Below are 23,093 nucleotides of genomic sequence, written 5' to 3' on the forward strand. Positions count from 1 at the left end.
TCGCAAGGAGCACGACCCATGGCACTCCCGTCGCACGACGACATCATCGACCTCGCCCGGCGCGGCCTGCGCGGCTGCGGCGCGGACCTCGACGAGCTGCTGACCGCGGAGGGCAGCGGCACGATCCCCCTGCGCTCCCCCATCACCGGCCAGGCCCTGGGCCATATGCGAGCCGACGACGCGGCCTCGGCCGATGCCAAGATCGGCAGCGCCGCGGGGGCCTTCGAGCAGTGGCGCACCGTCCCCGCGCCGGTGCGCGGGCGCGTGGTCCAGCGCTGGGGCGAGCTGCTGGGAGAGCACAAGGAGGACCTCGCCGCCCTCGTCACCGTCGAGGCCGGCAAGACGCCGTCCGAGGCGGCCGGCGAGGTGCAGGAGATGATCGACATCTGCGAGCTGGCGCTCGGCCAGTCGCGCCAGCTCTTCGGAAAGACGCTGCCGAGCGAACGGCCCGGCCACCGGCTCATGGAGACCTGGCACCCGCTGGGCGTCGTCGGCATCATCACCGCGTTCAACTTCCCCGTCGCCGTCTTCGCGTGGAACACGGCCCTGGCGCTCGTCTGCGGCGACCCGGTGGTGTGGAAGCCCTCCGAGACCTCGACGCTCTCCGCGGTCGGCGCGCACTCGCTGCTGCGCCGCGCCCTGGAGGAAAACGATGCGCCGGCCGAGCTCAACCAGCTGCTCGTGGGCGACCGCGGGCTGGGCGAGCGCCTCGTCGACGATGAGCGCGTCGCCCTCGTCTCGGCCACAGGCTCCGTGCGGATGGGCCGCGAGGTGGGGCCGCGAGTCGCACAGCGCTTCGGCCGCGTGCTGCTGGAGCTCGGCGGGAACAACGCCGCGATCGTGGCGCCCAGCGCGGACATCGACCTGGCCCTGCGCGGCGTGGTCTTCGCCGCAGCCGGGACCGCCGGCCAGCGCTGCACGACGCTGCGCCGCCTCATCGTGCACGAGTCGATCGCGGGAGACCTCGTCGACAAGATCGTCGCCGCCTACGGGACGCTGAGCATCGGATCGCCGACTGCCGAGGGCGTCCTCGTGGGCCCGCTCATCGGCAAGGCCGCGTTCGAGAACATGCAGTCGGCCCTCGAGGCCGCCAAGGCGCAGGGCGGCGAGGTGCTCTGCGGCGGCCAGCGCGTGCTCGCCGATGAGGCCGCGGACGCCTACTATGTGGAGCCCGCGGTCGTGCGGATGCCGGGTCAGACGGAGATCGTGGAGGCCGAGACCTTCGCCCCCATCCTCTACGTCATCGAGTACTCGGACTTCGACGACGCGATCGCGCTCAACAACGCGGTCCCCCAGGGCCTGTCCTCGGCGGTGTTCACTTCCGATATGGCCGAAGCCGAACGCTTCATCGCCGGCTCCGACACCGGCATCGCCAACGTCAACATCGGCACCTCGGGTGCGGAGATCGGCGGCGCGTTCGGCGGCAACAAGGAGACCGGCGGCGGGCGCGAATCCGGCACGGACTCGTGGCAGGCCTATATGCGCCAGGCCACGAACACCGTCAACTACTCGGGTGAGCTGCCGCTGGCGCAGGGCGTCGAGTTCCTCTGAGCGGCTGAGCGGCGCGCCCGCGCTTGCGGGGGCGCCGGCGCCCGACTGACCCCTGCGGTGAGGTGCGGAGTGCAGCGGCCGGGGCCGGCGATGCGATCGCCGCCCCCGGCCGCCGGTGCGCCCGCGACTCCGCGCACTGGGGCGGCCCGCTGGCCAGCCTGGCCATCGCGCGGACCGTCGAGACGTGCCCGTCAGGCCGCGCTCAGCGCGATGACGATATCGGCCACGGTCCGAGGGTCGGAGAGAGGTGTGCCGAGCATCCGCTCGAGTTTGGCCAGGCGGTAGCGGACGGTGTTCTCATGGATCCGCAGCCTGCGCGCCGTGTGAGACACGGTCCCGCCCTCCCCATAATGCACCGCGACTGTTTCCCACACATCTGGATCCGCCCGAAGACGATCAAGGCACCGGCGCACTACCGTCTGATCGAATTGGGACCGCAGGCGAGCCGCAGCCCATTCGAACGGCCGCATGTCATCGACGGCGACCAAGCGGTTCCCGCGTACCCGAGCAGGTGCCACGGCAGCCGCGGTGTCGGCAGCGGTGAGCATCTCGGGAATCCGCGAGAGTGCGACAAACGGCTCCGAAACACCGCCTACTGCCCGCTCGACGGGAAGTACCTGGTCGATCGCAAGGTGCGCCGCGAAGACCAGCGTGTATTCCGCGTCCCTCGCTGAACGCGCGGTCTCAGCGGTGAGTACCGGGCCGTCCGACCACGCGTCAGTCGAACCGCTCAGCGCAGTCCACGGCTCTCCGCTGGACTCTGCGAGCGGGGCCATGCCTCGCGCTGCCTCTGTGCGGATTACCACCCGCGCAACTCGAACCGGCTCCCAGCTCTCGAAGCCCATCGCCTCCATGGCGCGCCAGAGCGCGGGTTCACGCGCTGAGGAAATTCCCTGCTGCAGGGTCCTGACAAGCTGCTCCGATTCAGTGCGCCGACTGCTCACCGCGAGCGCATTGAAACTCGAGAAGGAGCGCAGGAGCTTTCCCCTACACTCCAGCACGGTGCGCACGAGCTCGTTGGAATCGCTGGCTTCGTCATCGCTGCCCGAAACGACCCGCGCGACGACGAGCCCGTAGGACTGCCCGCGTATGCGGATGTCGAGCCGGTGCAGGGCCCAGCGGCCGATGCGTCCGCGCGCTTCGGAGCTCTCGTGCAGCCAACCCGAGATCAGCCGAGCCGGGGCAGAGCCGACAGACCGCGCGATCTCGCCTCGCTCTGTCACGACAACCACGGACGCGTCACAGATGCCGCCGGCGCGCCTGATGAGCGATTCGAGCGGATCCGCATCGGCCATGGAGGTCAGCAGCTGATCCAGCACCCATTCGCGCGTCCGAGCCATGCTCCTCCTTGTGAATTTTCCAAATCCTACCCTGGGATTTCTCCGCATCCACATTGCACTCGACCGCCTCCCCCGCCAGGCCGTGAAGCACATCACCTATCAAGGAGAGTCAGATGGCCGATCTCCGAGTCGCCGTTGACGTTGGAGGAACCTTTACCGACGTCTGTATTTTCGACCAAGACGAGCAGCAAATGAGCGTGACCAAGGTTCCCTCCACCCCGGACGATCCTATGGAGGCCGTCCTCAACGGCGTTGCTCGCGCCGGTATTGACCTCGGCGATGTGCGCCTCTTCTCACACGGAACAACCGTTGCCACCAACGCGCTCATCACCCGCAAGTTCCCCAAGGCGGCTATGGTGACGACCGAGGGGTTCCGCGACGTCATCGAAATCCGCGACGGCACGAAGGACAATCTCTGGGATGCCTACGCAGACGTCAGCGGACCGTACATCCGGCGCAGGGACCGATTCGAGGTGCCCGAGCGCATTGACTACCGCGGCAATGTCGTGACACCCCTCGACGCAGACGCAGCGCGCAGCCTCGCGCAGCTCCTCAAACGGCGCGGTGTCGACACGGTCGCCGTCTGCTTCCTCAACTCCTATGCCAATCCGGAGAGCGAGGAGCGCATGCGCGAGATCCTGCAGCGCGAACTCCCGGAAGCGAGCATTTCGACCTCCGCTGAGGTCCTGCCGGAGATCTTCGAACACAACCGCTTCAACACAACCGTGGCCAATGCGGTCCTCGGCCCGCTGGTTTCCGGCTATGTGAATGCGCTCGACGCCCGCCTCACTGAGGGAGGCTACGGGGGAGAACTGCTTCTCCTGCACTCGGGGGGCGGTTCAATGACGTCGCAGATGGTCACGAAGTTCCCTGTGCGACTCGCTGCCTCCGGTATTGCAGCCGGCGCGATCGCCGCCCAGCACATCGCCGAACAGTGCGGGTTCGACAATGCTGTCGGCCTCGATATGGGAGGCACCTCGACCGATATCTCACTCATCGCGGACGGTGAGCTGCGGGAGACCAACGAATGGGAGGTGGAGTACGGCCACCCGATTGTCTTCCCCAGCATCGAGGTGCTGACGATCGGCGCGGGGGGCGGATCCCTCGCTCACATCGACGTTGCGGGCTCGCTGCGCAACGGGCCGCAATCGGCGGGTGCACAACCGGGTCCTGCCTGCTACGACCGTGGAGGTGAGGAACCCACGAACACGGATGCCAACCTCTGGCTCAATCGCCTCGGCACAGACTTGGCCGACGGGGAAATGCTGCTCGACCGGGAGCGCGCACGCACAGCCATCGCCGAGCGCATCGCGAATCCGCTGGGACTCGACGTCGATACGGCGGCCGATTCCATCCTGCGCGTAGCCAATGCCAACATGGCAGACGCCGTGCGCCTCGTGTCGATTCGCAGAGGCCTCGATCCACGGGATTTCGCCCTCATCGCCTTCGGCGGCGCCGGGGCGCTGCACGGCGCCGAGGTGGCCCGAGAGCTCAACATCCCCACGGTGATAGTGCCGCCCAGCCCCGGTGTCACCTCTGCGCTGGGCTGCTTGCTGGTCGACATCCAACACGATCTGTCACAGATGTACACGGCTGCCGCAGCAGACACGGATGCCCATGACATCGATGAAGCGTTTGCGCAGTTGGAAACCGAAGGACGGGAACGGCTGCGCCATGAAGGCGTGGACGAAGCCGACTCAGTGCTGCGCCGGGGGATCTCCATGCGCTATCAGGGCCAGTGGCGCTCGCTGCAGGTGACGATGGGAAGCGGTCCAGACGCTCTCGAGCAGGCCATTCAGACGTTCCACGAAGAACACGAAAAGCAGTTCGCGTTTCGTCAGGACTCCACCCCGGTGGAGATCTACCAGCTCCACCTCAAGGCACTCGGAAAGACACCGAAGCCCACGTTCACCCCGGAATCCGAGAGCGCCGGCGGGACCCCTGAGCCGAAAGGCGAGCGCGAGGTGTTCTTCGAGGGCAGGTGGTTGACTACCCCCGTCTACCAGCGAGAAGAGCTGCGCGCAGGCCAGACCCTGCCCGGGCCGGCAATCATCGACCAGCTCGATTCCACCACCGTCGTCCCACCTGCTGCCCATGCATCCATTGACGGCTGGCACAACATCCGCATCGACCTGAGCGAAGGCAAGGACAAGCGATGAACACGGCACCCCCTACCAAGACAGCGGGCGGGCGCGAGCTCGATCCCGTGACGTTCGAAGTGCTGAAGAACGCGTTCGCCACGAGCGTCGACCTGATGAGCGAGCAGATCCTGCGCACCTGCTACTCCTTCGTCATCTACTCCCGCGACTTCTCCTCGGCACTCTGCGATCGCCACGGGAACACAGTCATGCAGGGAAGCGCGGACATCGCCGTGCACGTGGGCACTCTCCACTTCCAGTGCAAGGCCGTCATGGAGGAGTTCGGAGACGACATTCACCCCGGAGACGTCTTCATGATCAACGACCCCTACCGGGGCGGTACGCACTTCAACGACGTCAGCTTCATCCGGCCCATCTTCGCGGAAGAGGAGATCATCGGGTTCGCGCAGAACAAGGGGCACTGGGCCGATATCGGCGGCAGCGTGCCCGGTTCTTTCGACGTGAGCGCGAGCGAACACTTCGGTGAGGGATTGCGCATCACCCCCCTGCGCATCTGGAGCGGTGGGCGCTTCCTCCACGATGTCGCACAGCTCCTCGTTTTCAACACCCGTGCCCCCGACCAGGCCATGGGCGATCTGCACGCGCAGTCGGAGGCAACCGCGGTCTGCGAGCGCGAAGTCCTCCGACTTATCGAGAAGTACTTGAAGGACACCGTCCTCGAGGCCATGCAGGAAACCCAGGACTACGTCTGCCGAACGGTCCTGGAGAGCCTCCGGGAGTTGCCGCAGGGCGAGTGGGAAACGGTTGACTACCTGGATGAGGACCCTGCGAACGGAGAGGGCCTCGTACCCGTTCGAGTGAAGCTCCGACTCGACGGCGAGGGCATCCACTACGACCTGACGGGTTCTGCACCAGCCGTCTCCACGTTCCTCAACTCCGGGTACGGAACCACGTTCTCCGCCGTGTACGCCGGCACGAAGACCTTCTTCCCCGAGGTGCCCCTGAACTCCGGGTTCTACGAGGCAGTGACTGCGGACATCGGCGACGAGGGAACCGTCGTCAACGCAGGATGGCCGCATGCAGTCACAGGCTTCTGCTCCGGTCCGTACGAGAAGGTGATGAACGCGGTCTTCGAACTGTGGAGCCAGATCATCCCCGAACGCGCCATGGCGTGCGCGTTCAACCTCGAGTACCTATTGGTCGGCGGTCATGACGACCGCGTTTCCGCGAGCCCGTATTTCATGTGGTACGACTGGATGGCCGGTGGCTGGGGTGGCCGGTCCACCAAGGACGGGTCATCGGCCACTGCACCCGTCTTCGGCACCGGGCTGGCTGTCCAGCCCGTCGAAGGCCAGGAACGACTTTCGCCCGTCCTCACCACGCAGCATGCGATCAGCCGTGACTCCGGCGGCCCAGGCCGCTACCGGGGCGGCTGCGGCATCGACAAGGGCGGCATCCTCACCGATGCGGCCGGGACGGTGATGAGCTATTGCTGTGACCGCGGCCGGTCAGTGACATGGGGCATTCAGGGAGGCCTGCCCTCGATTCCCCACGGCGTGTGGTTGAACCCCGACGCCGCAGACAGACGCTACCTCGGCGCAGCGTTCTCCAATGTGCCGATCGGCCCAGGAGACCACTTTCAGCAGCCCTCCGCCGGAGGAGGCGGTTACGGCGATCCCCTCGAACGCCCAGCAGCCGAGGTGCTCGAAGACGTGATCGACGACTACGTCTCCGTCGAGCGCGCGGCGAAGGACTACGGCGTCGCCATCATCATCAACGATGCAGAGCTCGATGACTACGAGATCGACGAGGCCGGAACGCAGGAACTGCGCATCCGGATCAGGGCAGAGCGCCTCGGGTGGCTGGACGAGGACCCTGCCGGGGTGGCCGAGCGCTTCCGCGCCGGCGACCTCGACACGCACGACGTGGTGCGCCGCTACGGCGTCATCCTCGATTGGGGGACGGGAGAGCTCCAGCCGAATTCCACTGAGCAGTTCCGGGAGAGCATGCGGAAGCGCTCCGCACAGCACTGGCACTGACCTGGCCGACGTCCGTGGACGGAACGACTGCACCGACAGCGTTCCGCCCACGAGGCGTCTGACCCGACTGTGACTGTGACCGTGGAACGGTCTCCTGGGGTTCGACCAGCTGTGGGCGTGGTGACTGCCGCCGTCGCGTCTCAGACCCCGCCTACGACCGGGCGAGCAGCGCGGCCACGGCCTCACCGGTTGCGGGCCCCAGGGCCATGCCCCACATCCCGTGGCCGGCCGCCACGGCGACGCGGGCGTCGAGGCGGCGGATGACTGGGCGGCCATCGGCGGTCACGGGGCGCGGGCCCACCCATTCATCCCGCCGCGAACTGAGGTCCACGCCGCGCAGGTAGGGCTGGGCGGCGGCCGCAATGCGCGAGGCCGCTGCGCGTCGGGCCGGCGCATCCGGTGCGGCGAACTCCATCGTGCCCGCCACGCGCACACCGCCGCCGTAGGGGGTGAGCACGGTGCGCTCACCGGGCAGGTAGACCGGGCCGGCCCGCAGCGCATGCGCGGCGCGAGCGGTGTCGACGCCATCGGCGAAGGCCGCGCTGAACGAATAGCCGCGGCCACTGTGCACCCCCACCCGGGCCCGCGCACCGAGGATGCTCGTCAGGATCCCATCGGTCCACGCTCCCGCGCAGACAACGAGCCGATCCGCCGCCAGCACCTCTCCCGCGCCGGTGAGCACGCTCACCGCGCGGTTTCCCGAATGGCCCGATACCACCCTGGTATGCTCCCGCAGCTCAACGCCGTGCTCGAGCACCGCGCGCCGCAGGGCCGCGCCGAAGCGCCCCGGGTCCACATACGCCTGCCCGTGGACGGCGAGCACGGCCCGGATGCGGTCTGAGAAGAAGGGCGCCTCCCCCGGCTCCGCGCGTTCGACGCTCACCTCCGCGCCGGCCTCTTCGAGCTGGGCGAGCTCCGCGGCGAAGGCCTCGGCTTCTGCCTCACTGGTGCAGCCCACGGTGATGGGCGCGCGCCGCAGCGGCGCATCGACACCCGCGGCGCGCAGGTCGTCGTACGCCCCGAGCGCGCGCGCCACGAGGGGCGCTGTGCTCTGCACGGCCGCGTGGAATCGCGCCTCGGTCATCTGCAGGGCGAGCCTCGTGAGCAGAAGCCCCGTCCCGGGGGTGGGCCGTGGCACGGAGAGCGCCGGGCTGCCGCGCAGGAGACCGCCCACCGCCGAGCGCCACGCACCCGGGGGCGTCAGCGGGGCGACGAGCCCCGGGCAGATCCATCCCGCGTTGCCCCAGCTGGCACCGCGGCCGGCCTCACCGCGCTCCACGACGGTGACGCGATAGCCCGAGCGCGCGAGGTGCAGGGCCGAGGAAAGGCCCACGATCCCCGCGCCGACGACCAGTACCGAGCCCGCATCGACCACAGCCTGCTGCTCCTTCCCGCCGGAGCGGATCACAGATGCTTGTTCAGCCGCTTCTCGACGAGCACCGAAAGCCACGTGGCCGGGATTGAGATCATCGCGTAGAGGATGCCGGCCAACACGAAGACGGTCAGATACTTGAACGTCGACGAGCCGATCGAGTACGCCTGGCTCATGAGCTCCGGCACCGTCACGGTGTACGCGAGCGACGTCGTCTGGAACAGGATGACCGCGAAGCCCATGAGGGAGGGCAGCGCGATCCGCCAGCCCTGCGGGATGACGATGTAGCGCAGCGTATCCCCCCAGGTCATTCCCAGCGCCTCCGCTCCCTCGATCTCCCCCTGCGGCACCCCGGAGAGCCCGCCCCGCAGGTATTCGGCGCAGTACGCCCCGGTGGTCCAGGTCAGCGCGAGCGTCGCCGAGGCCATGGCGCTGAGGGTGAGGCCCGCGGTCGGCAGGCCGAAGTACATGAACTGGAGGACGACGAGCGCGGGCGCTCCCCTGCCCACCTCGACGAACGCAACGGAAAGCCAGTGGAGAACCGGATTGTGCGAGCGGATGCCGAACGCCAGCACGGTGGCGAGCGGCAGGCCGAAGAGCAGCGAGAGAAGGGTCAGGAGCAGGCTGACCCGCAGGCCGCCCAGCAGGGCCGGCAGGAATTCCTGGGCATCGGCGAAGAAGGTCATCGGGCCACCACCGCGCTCATGCGCTCGTCCACTCGGCGGGAGAGGATGCCGACCGGCACGCTCACGAGGATGTAGACGGCCGCCGCGAGCAGGAACACCACGATCCCGTTGCCCGTCGTGCGGGCGAAGTTCCCCGCCTGGAACACCATCTCCGCGACCCCGATCGTGGAGGCGATCGAGGAGTCCTTGAGCAATCCGATGCCGTAGGTCGTGTAGCCCGGCAGCGCGACGCGCCAGGCCTGGGGGGCGATGATGTCGGCCCACAGTCCGCGCGACGTCATGCCGAGAGCGCGCCCCGCCTCGAACTGGCCTGCGGAGACGGAGGAGACGGCACCGCGGAAGATCTCCGCCAGGTAGGCCCCGGAGACGAGTCCGAGGCCCAGGACGGCCGCGCCGAAGGCGGAGAGCTTCGCGGAGCCGAGCGTGACTCCGTAGTAGAAGATGAACAGCCAGACGACGATCGGCACGCCGCGCAGCAGGTCGATGACCATCCGGGCGCCCAACCACAGCAGCCGGTTGCCGGAGAGCGTGCACGCGAGCAGCGGCAGCGAGACGAGCGTTCCGATGATGAGCGCAGCGGCCGTGACCCCGAGGGTCAGCGGGATTCCGGTGAGGACGGCGTGGAGCATCACATCACCTCTGGAGCACGGCGTGGAGGAAGGACCGCGTGCGCGGGTGGGAGGGGTCCCCCATGATGCGCTGCGGATCGCCCTGCTCGATGATGCCCCCGTCCGCCATGACGACGAGGTCCTCGCAGACGTTGCGGGCGAAGCCCATCTCGTGGGTGACGACGATCATCGTCATGCCCTCGGCGGCCAGTTCCTTCATCACCTCGAGGACCTCGGCACCCACCTCCGGGTCGAGCGCCGAGGTGGGCTCGTCGAAGAGCATGACCCGGGGCTCGAGCGCGAGGGCTCGGGCAATGGCGATGCGCTGCTGCTGGCCACCCGAGCACTTGTTCGGATACTGGCCGCCCTTGTCGGCCAGGCCCATGCGCGCGAGCAGCTCCTGTGCCCGGTGCTCCGCCTCTGCCTTCGACCTGCCGAGGATGCGCTGCTGCGGCAGCACGACGTTGCGCATGACGCTCATGTGCGGGAAGAGGTTGAAGTGCTGGAAGACCATCCCCGTCTCCCGGCGAAGCGCATAGAGCTGGCGCTTGGAGAACCGGCTGCGCGCATCGATGCGGTGGCTGCCGATCTCGATCTCCCCCGCATCCGGGCGCTCGAGCAGGTTCATGCACCGCAGCAGCGTCGACTTCCCGGCACCCGACGGGCCGATGAGGGCCGTCACCGTCCCCTCGAGCACGGTCAGATCGACCCCCTCGAGCACCGGATTTCCGCCGAACGCCTTGGACAGGTCGCGTACCCGGACCACCGGCGCTCGCCCCGGCAGTCGCTCTTCTGGATTCTCGATCAAGGATGCCCCCTGTGTCAGTCAGCCTGCGGTCTGGGATTTCAGCCGATGAGGCGGGGCTTGCCGGTATCGGCCGAGGACTCGGGCAGGCCGTGCTGCTTGAGGATGTCCTTGATCGTGCCGTCCTCGTGGAACTGGGTGAGCTGCTCGTTGAACGCCTTCGTCATGTCCGCGTTGCCCTTCGTCTGCGGGAACGTGATCTGCGCGGCTTCAATCGAGGCCTTCACCCGATCGTCCTTCTCCACGGTCTTGACCTGGTATTCCTTCTTGTCCTTGAGGCGATCGGACGCGGACCCGAAGCTGTCGAGGCCCACCTGGATGCGCCCGGCCTCGAGATCCTGCTGCATTTCGACCGCGGAGGGGTAGACGGTGAAGTTCGAGCTCATCACCTTCTTCATGTCCGGGACCCACAGGTAGCCGTCGACGCTGCCGACCTTGAGCTTCTCCATGTCCGGGATCTTCGTGATGCCGTCCTTGGAGATGGCGGCCATCGTGTCCACGTAGACTGGGTCGGTGAGGTTGGTGGCCTCGTTGCGCTCCTTCGTCCGGTAGAACGCGCCGGTGGCGACGTCTGCGCGGCCGTCGGTGACGGCGGGAATCGCGCCGGCGTACGTCGTCTGCATCCACTTGACCGTTTTGCACTCGGCCTGGGCGATCTTGTTGACGACCTCGATGTCGACGCCCTGCGGCTGGCCGTTGTTGTAGGCGGTGAACGGCGGCAGCTCCGGCACGGAGACCGTCAGCGTGCCGTCGGCGATCGTCTTGAACTCGTTCTTCGGCTTGCAGTCGGACTCCACACTGCCCGAGCCTCCCGAGCTCTCACAGCCGGTGAGAGCAGCGGCGAGGGCGAGGGCGGTGACACCGACGGCGGCGAACTTCTTCATGGTCTGCTCCAAGCGAATCGACGTTGGTTGTGATCTTTAACACGTTGACGGTTATCGATAACCTTAGGCAAAAGCGTTGCCGAGTCAAGCGCTGAGGCAGAATCGGGGGAGATCCGGCAGCACCGGATCGGAGCACTCGGCCGAGGAGGCTGCGATGATCACACACTCTGCGCCGCTGCGCCCGCGCACCACCCTGCGCCAGGAGGCCTGCGAACTGGTCAAGCGCGCGCTGCTGCGCGGTGAGATCGGCTCCGGCGAGATCATCTCCGCCAATGCGCTCGCGGCCGATCTGGGGATCTCCAACTCACCGGTGCGCGAGGCGCTCTCCGACCTGGCGGGCGACGGCCTGCTCGAGCTCGTGAAGAACCGCGGGTTCCGGGTCAGGACGATGACGATCGCCGACCGCGAGGAGATCCACGCGATGCGCTCGATCCTCGAGGTGGAGGCCATGCGCCTTGTCGCCCGGCGCGGACTGAGCGGAGCGGAGGAATCGCGGGCAAGGGAGCTGACAGAGCAATCGGTCCAGCCCCTGCACGAGGGGCTCACCGGCGATTACCTCGATGCCGATCACGCATTCCACATGTATCTGCTCTCGCTGCTGGGCAATGCGCGCCTCAGCCGCTCCGTCGGCCTCCTGCGCGATGAGACCCGCATCTGCGGGGCCTTCATCAACATGCCCTCGAACGAGCTCGTGGCCTGCTCGACCGAGCACTACGACATCATCGCCGCAGTCGTCGCCCAGGACGAGGAGCGCACCGCAGACCTTATGCGCCACCACCTCGAGTTCTCCGCCACGCGCGGAGCCACACGGGGCGACGCGCACCGCGCCCGCTGACCCGCACTCCGGACCCGCGACTCCGCGCACTGAGGGCGCTCACGGCTGACCGCAGCCACCGCCCGCCCGGGTCTCAGCCGCGGCGGTGGTCGGTCTCCCGGTTGCGGCCGGGCAGGCCCGTGCGGTTCTCGCGCTGCGGGGCCACGATGACCTCCTGGGCAGCGGCGATCCGCTCATCGCCGTCGCCGGCGACGGTCAGCGGCGCCTGCGGTTCCAGGCTGCGCTTGACGAGGGCGAGCGCCACGGGGCCCAGCTCGTGGTGCAGGGCAGCCGAGGTGACCGTCCCGACGGGGCGCTGCGCCCCCCGGACCTCGCCGAAGACCTCGGCCCCCGCCTCGGGCAGCGAGTGGCCGGAGCCGTCGAGGTGGAGGAACACGAGGCGCCTGGGCACCTGGCCCAGGTTGTGCACCCGGGCCACTGCCTCCTGGCCGCGGTAGCAGCCCTTCGCCAGGTGGACGGCGGTGCGCAGCACGTCGAGCTCGCCCACGAGCGCCTTGTGGTCGACCTCCGCGCCCCCCGGGCGCCACGCCTCGATGCGCAGCGCCTCCCACGCATCGCGCCCGGCCACCCGCACCCCGGCGGCCTGCGGATCCCAGTCCGCCAGGGCGGCCCGCGGGCAGATCGCGATGCGGAAGTCCAGCCCGTCGCCCGGGTGCTCGGGGGATGCGGTGGGCATGCCCAGGTCGATGAGAGCGTAGGACGCGGAGCCCTCGCCGATCGCCGGCCACGGGTCGTCCCACTGCGCGGCGACCGGCAGCGACTCCGGCGCGGGGCCCACCGTGCCCACGCACTGATAGTCCGCGCTGACATCGGCGAGCTCGACGCGGAGCATGAACTTCATCCGCTCGAGGAAGTCGCGCACGGCGTCGGCGTCGAGCTCGCTGATGAGCCACAGGCGGTCGGCCGCGGCGACGATGCGCAGCCAGGATTCGATGTGTCCGGTGGGGCTGAGCACGAGCGTCTCCGTCGACTGGCCGGGCTCCAGGCCGTCGAGCTTCTGCGTCGTCAGCGACGACAGCCAGCTCAGCCGGTCGGCCCCCGTCAGCTGGAGGACGCGCAGCGAGGACAGGTCGGCCACCGCACGGCCCTGGGCCAGCGCGCGCTGCTCGGCCAGGGGCACGCCGAAGTGGGCCGCCTCGTCGGAGCGCTCGGCGGCGCCGAACACGGCCTCGGAGCGGGGGTAGCGCAGTGAGCTCATCGCTCTCCTTCGCGATCGGGCCGGCGCTTGCCGGCATTCGGCTCTGACAGCAGCCGGCCCCGGTCAGAAGCCGGCGGCCTCCTTGAGGGCGCCCAGCGCCCCAGCCCCCTGGTCGAGGGCCCGCTGCACATCATCCGAGGCGGACTTCGCCGGGGCAACGGTCTCCACGGCCGCGTCCAGGCTGCGCCCCACCTTCTTCACCGCCGAGGCGACCTGCGGGAGCAGCCCGTGGGTCTCGATGGCGGCCACGGCATCGCGGGCGCGGCCCAGCACGTCGATCGCCTCGGGCAGGTCCTTGATCGTCTGGCCGGCGGTCTTGAGCTCATCGATCCACTTCGCGGGGTCCGCGCCCAGCCGGCGCAGGTGGCCGGTGGAGAAGTCGAAGACTCCGGCGGCGGCCACGAACGTGGGAACCGCATCGTAGACGACGGTGCTGACCTCATCGAGGACCTCCCCCGCCACCTCGACGTTGCGGCCCAGATCCGGCAGCCGGCGCAGCTGCGGCAGCGGGACCTGGCCCAGCTCCTCACGCGCCGCGCTGACCTCGCGCTGGGCCGTAGCGAGCTCGTCCTTGGCGCCCTCGGGGTTGTTCTTGATCGCGGCGACGACGCGGGTGGTCGCGTCCCCGGCGGCCTGGGCGTGGTCGATGACGCCCTTGGCGCGCACGAAGCCCAGGGCCGCGAGGGCGGCGATGGCGAGGACGGCGATGATGAAGACGATCGCGATGACCCCGACGACCCTGCCGCGGATCCTGCGCCGGCGGGCGGCGCGGATGGGCGACTCGAGAGTGCGGGCGGTGGTGCTCAGGAGACCTTCTTCAGCCGGGCCGAGGCGTGGGAGGCGAGTTCGTGGCCGAGCGCGGCGATGTCCCAGGCCCACAGCAGGTCGCCCTCGACGAGGCCGTACATGCGGGTGGAGGCGCGGTAGTCCTTCGCGGTCTTCGTGCGCGCCACGACGTCGGTCGACAGGTCGATGCGGGGGCCGGCCACGCGGCCCGTGTAGAGCTCCATGATGCCGTGCGGCTGGACGATGCCGACCTCGAGCCCGAAGTCCCCCTCCTCGCCGCGCAGGCCCTCGACGGACTCCGCGGTGGTGTAGGGCGTCTCCCCCTCGGGGACGAGCAGGCCGGGACCCGCGTCGAAGGACTCGCGCTGGCGCACGAGCTCCCAGATGCCGGTCTCGAGGGTCAGCGTGTCCTGGCGGGCGCCCTCCTCGTCGAGCAGCCACGCGTGCGCCGAGTACTGCAGGTAGGGGGCGCCGCCGGGCGCGGAGAACTCGATGCGCTGCCCGAAGTGGCGCTGCGCGGTCTCCGCGTAGCCCACTTCGCCCTCGCCCTCCCAGGAGCCCACGAGCCAGGCCAGCGGGATGAGCTCCGAGGGCAGGCTCGCGTCGATCTCAATGGGCATGGCTCAGCGCTTGACCTTGAACAGGCCCACGAGGACGCGGATGCCCACGCCCGCCACGCCCAGGGCGGCGAGTCCGACGAGGGCGGAGAAGACGGCTTCGAGAACGGCAAGAGAATCCATGCCCCCAGTGTACGCGGGCGCGAGCGGACCGGCCACGGGCGCCTCGGGCCCGGCTCAGACCATGCCCGGGATGCGCTCGAGCACGTAGACGACCACGCCGGCCATGGCGATGGGCGCCGCGCCCAGCGAGAGCTGGACGCCCCACTGACGGGCCTTGCTGCGCACGGCGTTCTGGCGCAGCGAGCCCGCCTGGTAGGGGGCAACCGCGATCATCCCGAGGAGCCGGTCGAGTGCGACGACGAGGCCGCCCATGACCATGCCGTAGGGCACGATGACGAAGAGCCGCGGATCGTCGGCGGGCACCACGGCGAAGGCGAGCATCGCCCCGGCCACTCCCATGACGAGGGCGAGCGGGGAGGTCACCCGCGCGGGCAGCGGCAGGGCGGTGGCGCACTGGGCGAGGATGATGCCCACGAGGCCCACGACGATGATGCTGCGGTCGCCCGGCAGGCGGATCGCGGCGATCCAGCTGCAGGCCGACAGCGTCACCACGAGGCCTGCGACCTGCGCGGAGACGTTGGCGACCGCGTGGCGGGCCTCGATGCCGCGGGCCAGGTTCTGCACGAACGCCCACAGCAGGCCCATCGCGGTGAGCACCGGCAGCCACTCGAGGAACGGCGGGGCCGTGGCCAGCCACGACGAGGCCATGCCGAGGAGGCCGAAGAGCATGAGCATGAGCGTGGTGGTCCAGCGCTGGGGCGAGTCGGTCAGCCGCGGCCACCCGTAGCCCAGTGCCAGGACGAGCAGCAGCGAGGCCAGCACCACGGGGCCCCACCCCAGGAAGCTCGTCACCGCCAGCGCGCTCGCGAGCCCCAGGGCCACGAGCACGCGCATCCATCTCAACACGCTCCCATCCTGCCAGACCGGTGCGCCCGCCCCGTCCGGCACGCGGATGCCCGCCCGAGCACGCGGCCCGGCCTCGGTATACTGCGAAGCGGCTGCGAGATCGAGGGGAAGGGCGGACTGTGCGCGTTCTCCACATCGCCCCGGCGGGCGGCTCGGCCCGTTCGCTCAGCCTCGAAGCCCTCGAGCTCCTGCCCCACACGATCCACCGCACCACCTCCGACCACTCGGAGCTGCTGCGCAGCCCGGAGTGCGACGTCGCCGTGTTCGATGCGACCGCGGAGCTGTCCCAGGCCGCGGGCATCGTCGCCCGCCTCGACACCGTGGGCCTGCGGCTGCCCGTGGTGATCGCACTGTCCGAGGGCGGGCTCGCCGCGGCCAATCCCGCGTGGGGCGCCGCGGACATCGTCTTCGCCGGCGCGGGGGTGGCCGAGGTGGACGCCCGGCTCCGGCTGGCCCGCCGGGCCGACGAGCAGCCGGACGAGTCCGGGGGCCCCACGACTATCGGCGGCATCACCGTCGACGAGGACTCCTACACGGCGACGGCCGGCGACCGCGGGCTCGACCTCACCTACAAGGAGTTCGAGCTGCTGAAGTTCCTCACCCAGAACCCCGGCCGCGTGTTCTCCCGCGCGCAGCTGCTCCAGGACGTCTGGGGCTACGACTACTACGGCGGCACCCGCACGGTGGACGTCCACGTCCGGCGCCTGCGCGCCAAGCTGGGCCCCGAGCTCGAGGCGAGTATCTTCACCGTGCGCAATGTGGGCTACCGCTTCAGCCCCGACTTCAGCCCCGAGCCCGATGATGAGACCCCCGAGGTGCAGGAGCACGACGATGAGCAGCGCTGACGCCGCACAGATCCGCCCGGCCGCCCTCGACGACCGGGCGCGCGACCTCCTCGCCGCGGTGCAGCGCGCCGATGGCATCGCCCCCCTGTCCGAGGGGGTGCTGGAGGCGGCCGCGCAGGGCCGGGCGACGACGCTGGGCGCGTTCGCCCACGACGCGCTCGTGGGCTTCGCCGCCGCCGCCGACCAGGGCGAGCGCGGCGCGGCCGAGCTCGCCATCGCCCCGGACCACCGCGGGGCGGGGACGGGCGGGCGCCTCGCCGATGCCCTGCGCGCCCAGCTGGGCGACGCCGAAGCGGATACGTGGTTCTGGTCGCACGGCGACTTCCCCGCCGCGGCCCGGCTGGCGGCCGAGCGCGGTTACGCGCGCTCGCGCGAGCTTCTGCAGCTGAGCACCCCGCCCCTGGCCGGCCTGGCGCTGCCCGCGGTGCAGGTGCCGGACGGCGTGGAGATCCGCACGTTCCGCCCCGGCGACGAGGAGGGCTGGCTGCGGGTCAACAACGCGGCGTTCGACTGGCACCCCGAGCAGGGCCACCAGGACCTCGCGGCTTTCACCGCGCACACCGCCGCGCCCGGCTTCGAGCCCGCCGGGGTGTTCTTCGCCGTGCGCGACGGGGCGATCATCGGCTTCCACGAGACGAAGCTGACCCCCGGTGAGCAAGGGGCCGCGCCGCTCGGCGAGGTCTACGTCGTGGGCGTCGACCCGGCCGTGCACGCCCGCGGCGTGGGCCGCGCGCTCACCCTGGCGGGCATGCACCACATGCGCGCCCGCGGCGCCCGCGCCGTCGAGCTCTACGTGGAATCCGACAACGCCGCGGCCCGCCGCCTCTACGACTCGCTGGGCTTCGACCACACGGTCGTCCATGTCAGCTACGAGCCCCCGCGGGGCACCGCGGGCCGCGGGCCGGCCAGTGCCACCAGTGCGACCGCCGCAGCACCCGGCGGGACACCCGCAGCGGGGGCAGCCGGCGGGGCACCCGCAGCATCCGCCAACACCACGGGAGGCCAGTGATGTACGACGTCGCCGCATTCGGAGCCGAGCACCAGCTGCCGGCCGCCCCGGACCGCTTCCTCGACCGGGAGCTCAGCTGGCTGGCATTCAACGAGCGCGTGCTCGCGCTGGCCGCCGATGACACCCTGCCGCTGCTCGAGCGCGTGCGCTTCCTCACGATCTTCGCCTCCAACCTCGACGAGTTCTTCATGGTCCGCGTCGCGGGGCTCAAGCGGCGCATCGCCACGGGCCTGGCCGTGCCCTCGATCACCGGGGTCCAGCCGCGCGATGTCATGCGCTCGCTGCAGAGCCACGCGCACACGCTCATGAAGCGCCACGCGGACCTCATGCGCGAGGAGATCGGCCCCGCCCTCGAGGCCGAGGGCATCCGGTTCGCCGCCGTGGGCGACCTCGCGTGCGAGGAGCGCGAGCGCATCGACGCGTTCTTCGCCGCCCAGGTCATGCCCGTGCTCACGCCGCTGGCCGTGGACCCGGCCCACCCGTTCCCCTACATCTCCGGCCTCTCGCTCAACCTGGGCGTACTGCTGCGCCATCCGGAGACGAAGGCGGAGCTGTTCGCCCGCGTCAAGGTGCCGCAGTCCCTGCCGCGCTTCGTCGCGGTCTCCGCCTCCGGCGCGGACCGGCAGGTCTCCCCCGACTCCCCCGTGCGCTACGTCGCGATCGAGGACATCATCGCGGCCAACCTGTCCACGCTGTTCGAGGGCATGGAGATCCTCGACCACTCGCTGTTCCGCGTCACCCGCAACGAGGACCTGGAAGTGGAGGAGGACGACGCGGAGAACCTCCTCAAGGCGCTGGAGAAGGAGCTGCTGCGCCGCCGCTTCGGGCCCGCCGTGCGCCTGGAGGTCACGGAGGACCTCAACCCGCGGGTGCGCGAGATCCTCCTCGAGGAGCTCGGCATCGACGAGCCGGAGGTCTACGAGCTGCCGGACCCGCTCGACATGCGCGGGCTGGCGGCCATCGCCGACATCCCCCGCGACGACCTGCACTTCCCCAAGGCCGTGCCCTCGATGAACCGGGACCTGGCCCCGGCGGAGACCTCGGACCAGGTGGACGTCTTCGAGGCGGTGCGCGAGCGCGAGATCCTCCTCCACCACCCCTACGACGCGTTCTCCACGAGCGTGCAGGCGTTCCTCGAGCAGGCGGCGTCCGACCCCCACGTGCTCGCCATCAAGCAGACGCTCTACCGCACCTCGGGCGACTCCCCCATCATCGACGCCCTCGTCGATGCCGCACAGGCCGGCAAGCAGGTGCTCGCGATCGTCGAGATCAAGGCCCGCTTCGACGAGGAGGCCAACATCACGTGGGCGCGCAAGCTCGAGCGCGCGGGCGTCCACGTCGTCTACGGGGTCGTGGGCCTCAAGACCCACGCCAAGCTGTGCCTCGTGGTGCGCCAGGAGGCGGAGGGCCTGGTCCGCTACTGCCACGTGGGCACGGGCAACTACCACCCCAAGACGGCGCGCGCGTACGAGGACTTCGGACTCCTCTCCACCGATCCGGCGCTCGGCGATGACCTCACGAAGCTGTTCAACAAGCTCTCCGGCTACGCGCCCACCTCGGCCACCCAGCGCCTCCTCGTGGCCCCCGGCGCGCTGCGCGACGGCCTGCTCGAGCGCATCCGCTGGGCCGCGCAGGCCGCGGCGCGCGGCGAGGCCGGCCGCATCCGCATCAAGGTCAACTCGATCGTCGACGAGGCGCTCATCGACGCCCTCTACCTGGCCTCCCGCGCGGGCGTGCGGGTCGAGCTGCTGGTGCGCGGGATCTGCGCGATCCGCCCGGGCATCGAGGACATGAGCGAGAACATCCACGTCCGCTCGATCCTGGGCCGCTACCTCGAGCACTCCCGCGTCTTCGAGTTCGATGCGGGCGGCGAGCACGAGACGTGGATCGGCTCCTCCGACCTCATGCACCGCAACCTCGACCGCCGCGTCGAGGCGCTCGTGCGCCTGCAGGACCCGCGCCACATCGGGGAGATCGAGGACATGTTCGACCTGGCCTTCTCGCCGGAGACGGCGTCGTTCCACCTCGACGGCCAGGGAGTCTGGACCCGGCACGCCCGCGCTGAGGACGGGGCGCCGCTGACCGACTACCAGCTCGAGATCCTCCGCGAGCACCACGCCAACCGCCAGAAGGCCCAGCCGTGAGCCCCACGCCGGTCTCGAACGCCGGCGAATCCGCCCGGCTGCACGCCGATGTGCTGGCCGCCGGCGCCGTGTGCTGGCGCGAGGAGGGGCGCGGACTCGAGGTGCTCCTCGTCCACCGCCCCAAGTACGACGACTGGTCGTGGCCCAAGGGCAAGGTGGATCCCGGGGAGACGCTGCCCGAATGCGCCATCCGCGAGGTGCGCGAGGAGACCGGGTACCGCATCCGCCTGGGGTTGCCGTTGCCGTCCGCCCGCTACGGGGTGGGCCGCAGGCTCGTCAAGCACGTCCACTACTGGTCCGCCGAGGTGCGCGGGCAGGGCAAGCCCAAGCCGGACAACCCGCGCGAGATCGACCGCGCCGAGTGGGTGCCGGTGGACCGGGCGCGCGGGATGCTCACCCGCTACGCGGACCGCGAGCAGCTCGACAAGCTCGTCCACGCCCAGTCGACGGGCAGCCTGCGCGCCTGGCCGCTCATCATCGTGCGCCACGGCAAGGCGTTCCCGCGCTCCAAGTGGCACGAGACGGAGAGCGTGAGGCCGCTGCTGGCGCTGGGCACGCGGCAGGCCATGGCGCTCACCGGGCTGCTGGGGGCCTGGGACATCCGGCGCGTGGCCAGCAGCCCGTGGAAGCGGTGCGTGGCCACCGTCAAGCCGTTCGCGGCGGCAACGGGCAGACCGGTCAAGACCGTCAAGGCGCTGAGCGAGAAGGCCAATGCGCAGGCCCCGGAGAAGACGGCGAAGTACCTGGCCAAGCTGCTCGAGCGGGGCACGGGCACCGCCGTGTGCACGCACCGGCCCGTGCTGCCCACCGTGCTGGCAGCCCTCGCCGCCCACGCCTCGAAGGGCCTGGCGGACCGCCTGCCGGACGAAGACCCCTACATGAACCCCGGTGAGATCCTCGTGGCCTACGTGCGGCCGGGGGGCGCGCCGCGCATCGTCGAGTTCGAGCGCTACCGGCCGATCGACACGTAGGCGGCGGGCGGCCGGTCCGCGGCGTTATCGACTCGTTGCGAAATACGCCGCGACTTCCGGCCCGGTTCACCCCCCGTTCACCTTCGCACGACCTTTCGGCCACCCGTGCTTCCTAGGGTGTGGGTGCACCCGGGGCTCAGCCCCGAAGCCCACCGTCTTCGAAAGGCACCCCCGTGAAGCTCTCGCGCATCGCGCCCATCGCCGCCATCGCCATGGCCGGCACCCTCGCCCTGTCCGCCTGCGGCGGCGGCAGCGCCACCGGCGAGTCCGGCGGCGACAAGTCCGGCGGCTCGGACAAGCAGCTCAGCGGCTCGCTGACCGGCATCGGCTCCTCCGCTCAGAAGTCGGCCGTGCAGGCGTGGACCGCGGACTTCACCGGCCAGCAGTCCGGCGCCAAGATCAACTACTCGCCCGACGGCTCCGGCGCCGGCCGCGAGCAGTTCCTGGCGGGCAAGGCGCAGTTCGCCGGCTCCGACGCCTACATGAAGGACGAGGAGATCGAGAAGTCCAAGAGCGTGTGCGGCGACGACGGCGCGTTCGAGTTCCCCGTCTACATCTCCCCCATCGCCATCGCTTACAACCTCAAGGGCGTGGACAAGCTGCAGCTGAGCCCGGAGACGCTGGCGAAGGTCTTCGCGGGCAAGATCACCTCCTGGAACGACGAGGCGATCAAGAAGGACAACCCGGACGCGAACCTGCCGTCCACGAAGATCACCGCCGTGCACCGCTCGGACGAGTCGGGCACCACGAAGAACTTCACCGACTACCTCAACAAGGCCGCGAAGTCCGCCTGGCCGGACGAGGCCGCCGAGGAGTTCCCGAAGAAGGCCGGCGGCGAGGCCGCCCAGGGCACCGACGGCATCGTGCAGACGGTGACGAAGACCGACGGCGCGATCGGCTACGCGGACGCCTCGGCCACCGGCGACCTCAACAAGGCCTCCATCAAGGTGGGCGAGAACTACGAGGCCCCCACCGCCGAGGCCGCCGCGAAGGTCGTCGACGAGTCGCCCACCGTCTCCGGCCGCCACGAGCACGACCTCGCGATCGACCTCAAGCGCGACATCACCGAGGCCGGCACCTACCCGATCGTCCTCGTGTCCTACCACATCGTGTGCTCGTCCTACAAGGACCAGAGCACCGCCGACCTCGTGAAGGGCTGGGAGACCTACGTCGTGTCCCAGGAGGGCCAGGACTCGGCCAAGGAGAACGCCGGCTCGGCGCCCATCTCCGACAAGCTGCGCGAGAAGATCACGCCCATCATCGACGCCGTCAAGGCCCAGGGCTGACCGTCATCCCGCACGGGGCTCAAGCGGCGCGGGCGACCGCGCCGCTTGAGCCCGTTCGATCCCCCACCACCGTCAAGGAGTGATCCGTGGCCACCGAAGCCCCGGCTCGACCCGAGTCCCACACGGCCCAGCGGGCCGTCGTGCGCCCCGGCGACCGCATCTTCTCGCTGGCCTCGCTGGGCGCCGGCATCCTCATCGTCGTCATCCTGGCGGGGGTGGCCCTGTTCCTGCTCGCCCAGTCCACGGATGTCATCAAGGCCTCGTTCGAGGATCCCACGCAGATCACCGGGGGCAAGGGCTTCTTCGCCTACGTGTGGCCGCTCATCCTGGGCACACTCGTCTCCGCGGCGATCGCCCTGCTCGTCGCGACGCCGTTCGCGCTGGGCATCGCGCTGTTCACCACCCACATGGCCCCGCGCCGGCTCGCGCCCGTCCTGGGCTACGTCATCGACCTCCTCGCCGCAATCCCCTCCGTCGTCTACGGCCTGTGGGGCCTGGCCCTCGCCGGGCACCTGACGCCCGCTTACCAATGGCTCTCGAGCGTGCTGGGCTGGACCGGGATCTTCGCGCCCGGCGCCGACGGCGTGGTCTCCCAGACGGGCCGCACCATCCTCACCGCCTCGCTCGTCCTGTCGATCATGGTGCTGCCGATCATCACCTCGCTCGTGCGCGAGGTCTTCCTCCAGACCCCGCGCCTGCAGGAGGAGGCCGCCCTCGCGATGGGCGCCACCCGATGGGAGATGATCCGCATGGCGGTCCTGCCGCACGGCAAGTCGGGCATCACCTCGGCCGTCATGCTGGGCCTGGGCCGCGCGCTGGGCGAGACGATGGCCGTGGCGATGATTCTGTCCTCCGGCGGGCTCACGCTGTCGCTGCTCGTCGGCGGCAATCAGACGATCGCCTCCGAGATCGCACAGAACTTCCCCGAGGCAGCGGGCCTGCGCCTGTCCGAGCTCATCTCGATCGGCCTCGTGCTGTTCGTCATCACGCTGCTCGTCAACATGGGCGCCCGCGCGATCGTCGCCAAGACCTCTGTGAAGGGAAGCTGA

The 23,093-nt window shown here is 69.9% G+C and carries 20 protein-coding genes; 10 read left to right on the plus strand and 10 right to left on the minus strand.

Translation table 11 applies throughout. From position 1 onward, the window contains the following. Positions 1–18 precede the first annotated feature (18 nt). Positions 19–1,551 carry an L-piperidine-6-carboxylate dehydrogenase gene (gene amaB / locus GSY69_RS05875; protein ID WP_160952943.1) on the plus strand — a complete coding sequence of 511 codons (1,533 nt, stop codon included), beginning with the start codon at positions 19–21 and terminating at the stop codon, positions 1,549–1,551. A 191-nt stretch (positions 1,552–1,742) separates the two neighbouring features. Here amaB and GSY69_RS05880 read toward each other — a convergent pair whose 3' ends face one another. Beyond that, entirely contained in the window at positions 1,743–2,891 is a 1,149-nt protein-coding gene (locus tag GSY69_RS05880; RefSeq protein ID WP_160952944.1) for a helix-turn-helix domain-containing protein, read from the minus strand. 113 nt (positions 2,892–3,004) lie between these two features. Between GSY69_RS05880 and GSY69_RS05885 the strand changes: the two genes are divergently transcribed. Continuing rightward, positions 3,005–5,050, plus strand: a complete 2,046-nt coding sequence (locus tag GSY69_RS05885) for a hydantoinase/oxoprolinase family protein (RefSeq protein ID WP_160952945.1) — start codon at positions 3,005–3,007, stop codon at positions 5,048–5,050. Beyond that, complete coding sequence (locus tag GSY69_RS05890) at positions 5,047–7,029, plus strand: hydantoinase B/oxoprolinase family protein (RefSeq protein WP_160952946.1); 1,983 nt, start codon at positions 5,047–5,049, stop codon at positions 7,027–7,029. The genes GSY69_RS05885 and GSY69_RS05890 overlap by 4 nt, the downstream gene beginning before the upstream one ends. 151 nt (positions 7,030–7,180) lie before the next feature. Here GSY69_RS05890 and GSY69_RS05895 read toward each other — a convergent pair whose 3' ends face one another. From GSY69_RS05895 to GSY69_RS05915, 5 genes are all read right to left on the minus strand, one after another. Further along, positions 7,181–8,404, minus strand: a complete 1,224-nt coding sequence (locus GSY69_RS05895; RefSeq protein ID WP_160952947.1) for an NAD(P)/FAD-dependent oxidoreductase — start codon at positions 8,402–8,404, stop codon at positions 7,181–7,183. Positions 8,405–8,433: 29 nt separating this feature from the next. Next, positions 8,434–9,087 (minus strand): amino acid ABC transporter permease, encoded by a 654-nt coding sequence (locus tag GSY69_RS05900; RefSeq protein WP_160952948.1) that lies wholly within the window; start codon positions 9,085–9,087, stop codon positions 8,434–8,436. Continuing rightward, on the minus strand, positions 9,084–9,716 hold the full coding sequence (locus tag GSY69_RS05905; RefSeq protein WP_160952949.1) for an amino acid ABC transporter permease: 633 nt from the start codon (positions 9,714–9,716) through the stop codon (positions 9,084–9,086). Before GSY69_RS05905 ends, GSY69_RS05900 begins: the two co-directional genes overlap by 4 nt. A gap of 4 nt (positions 9,717–9,720) precedes the next feature. Then, entirely contained in the window at positions 9,721–10,461 is a 741-nt protein-coding gene (locus tag GSY69_RS05910; RefSeq protein ID WP_160952950.1) for an amino acid ABC transporter ATP-binding protein, read from the minus strand. Between the two features lie 80 nt (positions 10,462–10,541). Further along, positions 10,542–11,384 (minus strand): substrate-binding periplasmic protein, encoded by an 843-nt coding sequence (locus GSY69_RS05915; protein WP_160952951.1) that lies wholly within the window; start codon positions 11,382–11,384, stop codon positions 10,542–10,544. Between the two features lie 154 nt (positions 11,385–11,538). Between GSY69_RS05915 and GSY69_RS05920 the strand changes: the two genes are divergently transcribed. Then, complete coding sequence (locus tag GSY69_RS05920; protein ID WP_160952952.1) at positions 11,539–12,219, plus strand: GntR family transcriptional regulator; 681 nt, start codon at positions 11,539–11,541, stop codon at positions 12,217–12,219. A 73-nt stretch (positions 12,220–12,292) separates the two neighbouring features. Here GSY69_RS05920 and ygfZ read toward each other — a convergent pair whose 3' ends face one another. The 4 genes from ygfZ to GSY69_RS05940 all read right to left on the minus strand — a co-directional run bounded on the left by ygfZ (position 12,293) and on the right by GSY69_RS05940 (position 15,789). After that, positions 12,293–13,417: a CAF17-like 4Fe-4S cluster assembly/insertion protein YgfZ gene (gene ygfZ, locus GSY69_RS05925; RefSeq protein ID WP_160952953.1), complete on the minus strand. Its 1,125-nt coding sequence runs from the start codon at positions 13,415–13,417 to the stop codon at positions 12,293–12,295. A gap of 63 nt (positions 13,418–13,480) precedes the next feature. Then, entirely contained in the window at positions 13,481–14,296 is an 816-nt protein-coding gene (locus GSY69_RS05930) for a hypothetical protein (protein WP_160952954.1), read from the minus strand. Beyond that, complete coding sequence (locus GSY69_RS05935) at positions 14,221–14,823, minus strand: FABP family protein (RefSeq protein ID WP_160952955.1); 603 nt, start codon at positions 14,821–14,823, stop codon at positions 14,221–14,223. Before GSY69_RS05935 ends, GSY69_RS05930 begins: the two co-directional genes overlap by 76 nt. Positions 14,824–14,997: 174 nt before the next feature. Then, positions 14,998–15,789, minus strand: coding sequence for an ammonia permease (locus GSY69_RS05940; RefSeq protein WP_160952956.1), 792 nt, complete (start codon positions 15,787–15,789; stop codon positions 14,998–15,000). A gap of 119 nt (positions 15,790–15,908) precedes the next feature. Here GSY69_RS05940 and GSY69_RS15150 point away from each other — a divergent pair, with 119 nt between their 5' ends. The 6 genes from GSY69_RS15150 to pstC all read left to right on the plus strand — a co-directional run bounded on the left by GSY69_RS15150 (position 15,909) and on the right by pstC (position 23,093). Continuing rightward, entirely contained in the window at positions 15,909–16,634 is a 726-nt protein-coding gene (locus GSY69_RS15150; RefSeq protein WP_328698780.1) for a winged helix-turn-helix domain-containing protein, read from the plus strand. After that, on the plus strand, positions 16,621–17,643 hold the full coding sequence (gene mshD / locus GSY69_RS05950) for a mycothiol synthase (protein ID WP_160952957.1): 1,023 nt from the start codon (positions 16,621–16,623) through the stop codon (positions 17,641–17,643). The genes GSY69_RS15150 and mshD overlap by 14 nt, the downstream gene beginning before the upstream one ends. After that, positions 17,643–19,787 carry an RNA degradosome polyphosphate kinase gene (locus tag GSY69_RS05955; protein WP_160952958.1) on the plus strand — a complete coding sequence of 715 codons (2,145 nt, stop codon included), beginning with the start codon at positions 17,643–17,645 and terminating at the stop codon, positions 19,785–19,787. Before mshD ends, GSY69_RS05955 begins: the two co-directional genes overlap by 1 nt. After that, a complete protein-coding gene (locus GSY69_RS05960) occupies positions 19,784–20,758 on the plus strand; it encodes an NUDIX hydrolase (RefSeq protein ID WP_160952959.1) in 975 nt (324 codons plus the stop codon). Before GSY69_RS05955 ends, GSY69_RS05960 begins: the two co-directional genes overlap by 4 nt. A 173-nt stretch (positions 20,759–20,931) precedes the next feature. Continuing rightward, positions 20,932–22,044: a phosphate ABC transporter substrate-binding protein PstS gene (pstS, locus tag GSY69_RS05965; protein WP_160952960.1), complete on the plus strand. Its 1,113-nt coding sequence runs from the start codon at positions 20,932–20,934 to the stop codon at positions 22,042–22,044. An 86-nt stretch (positions 22,045–22,130) separates the two neighbouring features. Then, complete coding sequence (gene pstC, locus GSY69_RS05970) at positions 22,131–23,093, plus strand: phosphate ABC transporter permease subunit PstC (RefSeq protein WP_160952961.1); 963 nt, start codon at positions 22,131–22,133, stop codon at positions 23,091–23,093.

This window comes from Brevibacterium rongguiense, from assembly GCF_009857845.1.
Classification (GTDB): Bacteria; Actinomycetota; Actinomycetes; order Actinomycetales; family Brevibacteriaceae; genus Brevibacterium; species Brevibacterium rongguiense.

Bases quoted from the DNA above. Each gene is read 5' to 3' on its own strand.
- GSY69_RS05920 (WP_160952952.1), top strand. From the start codon at position 11,539: ATGATCACACACTCTGCGCCGCTGCGCCCGCGCACCACCCTGCGCCAG.
- GSY69_RS05885 (WP_160952945.1), top strand. From the start codon at position 3,005: ATGGCCGATCTCCGAGTCGCCGTTGACGTTGGAGGAACCTTTACCGAC.
- amaB (WP_160952943.1), top strand. From the start codon at position 19: ATGGCACTCCCGTCGCACGACGACATCATCGACCTCGCCCGGCGCGGC.
- GSY69_RS05915 (WP_160952951.1), bottom strand. From the start codon at position 11,384: ATGAAGAAGTTCGCCGCCGTCGGTGTCACCGCCCTCGCCCTCGCCGCT.
- GSY69_RS05935 (WP_160952955.1), bottom strand. From the start codon at position 14,823: ATGCCCATTGAGATCGACGCGAGCCTGCCCTCGGAGCTCATCCCGCTG.
- mshD (WP_160952957.1), top strand. From the start codon at position 16,621: ATGAGCAGCGCTGACGCCGCACAGATCCGCCCGGCCGCCCTCGACGAC.
- GSY69_RS05905 (WP_160952949.1), bottom strand. From the start codon at position 9,716: ATGCTCCACGCCGTCCTCACCGGAATCCCGCTGACCCTCGGGGTCACG.
- GSY69_RS05890 (WP_160952946.1), top strand. From the start codon at position 5,047: ATGAACACGGCACCCCCTACCAAGACAGCGGGCGGGCGCGAGCTCGAT.
- GSY69_RS05955 (WP_160952958.1), top strand. From the start codon at position 17,643: ATGTACGACGTCGCCGCATTCGGAGCCGAGCACCAGCTGCCGGCCGCC.
- GSY69_RS05900 (WP_160952948.1), bottom strand. From the start codon at position 9,087: ATGACCTTCTTCGCCGATGCCCAGGAATTCCTGCCGGCCCTGCTGGGC.
- ygfZ (WP_160952953.1), bottom strand. From the start codon at position 13,417: ATGAGCTCACTGCGCTACCCCCGCTCCGAGGCCGTGTTCGGCGCCGCC.
- GSY69_RS05880 (WP_160952944.1), bottom strand. From the start codon at position 2,891: ATGGCTCGGACGCGCGAATGGGTGCTGGATCAGCTGCTGACCTCCATG.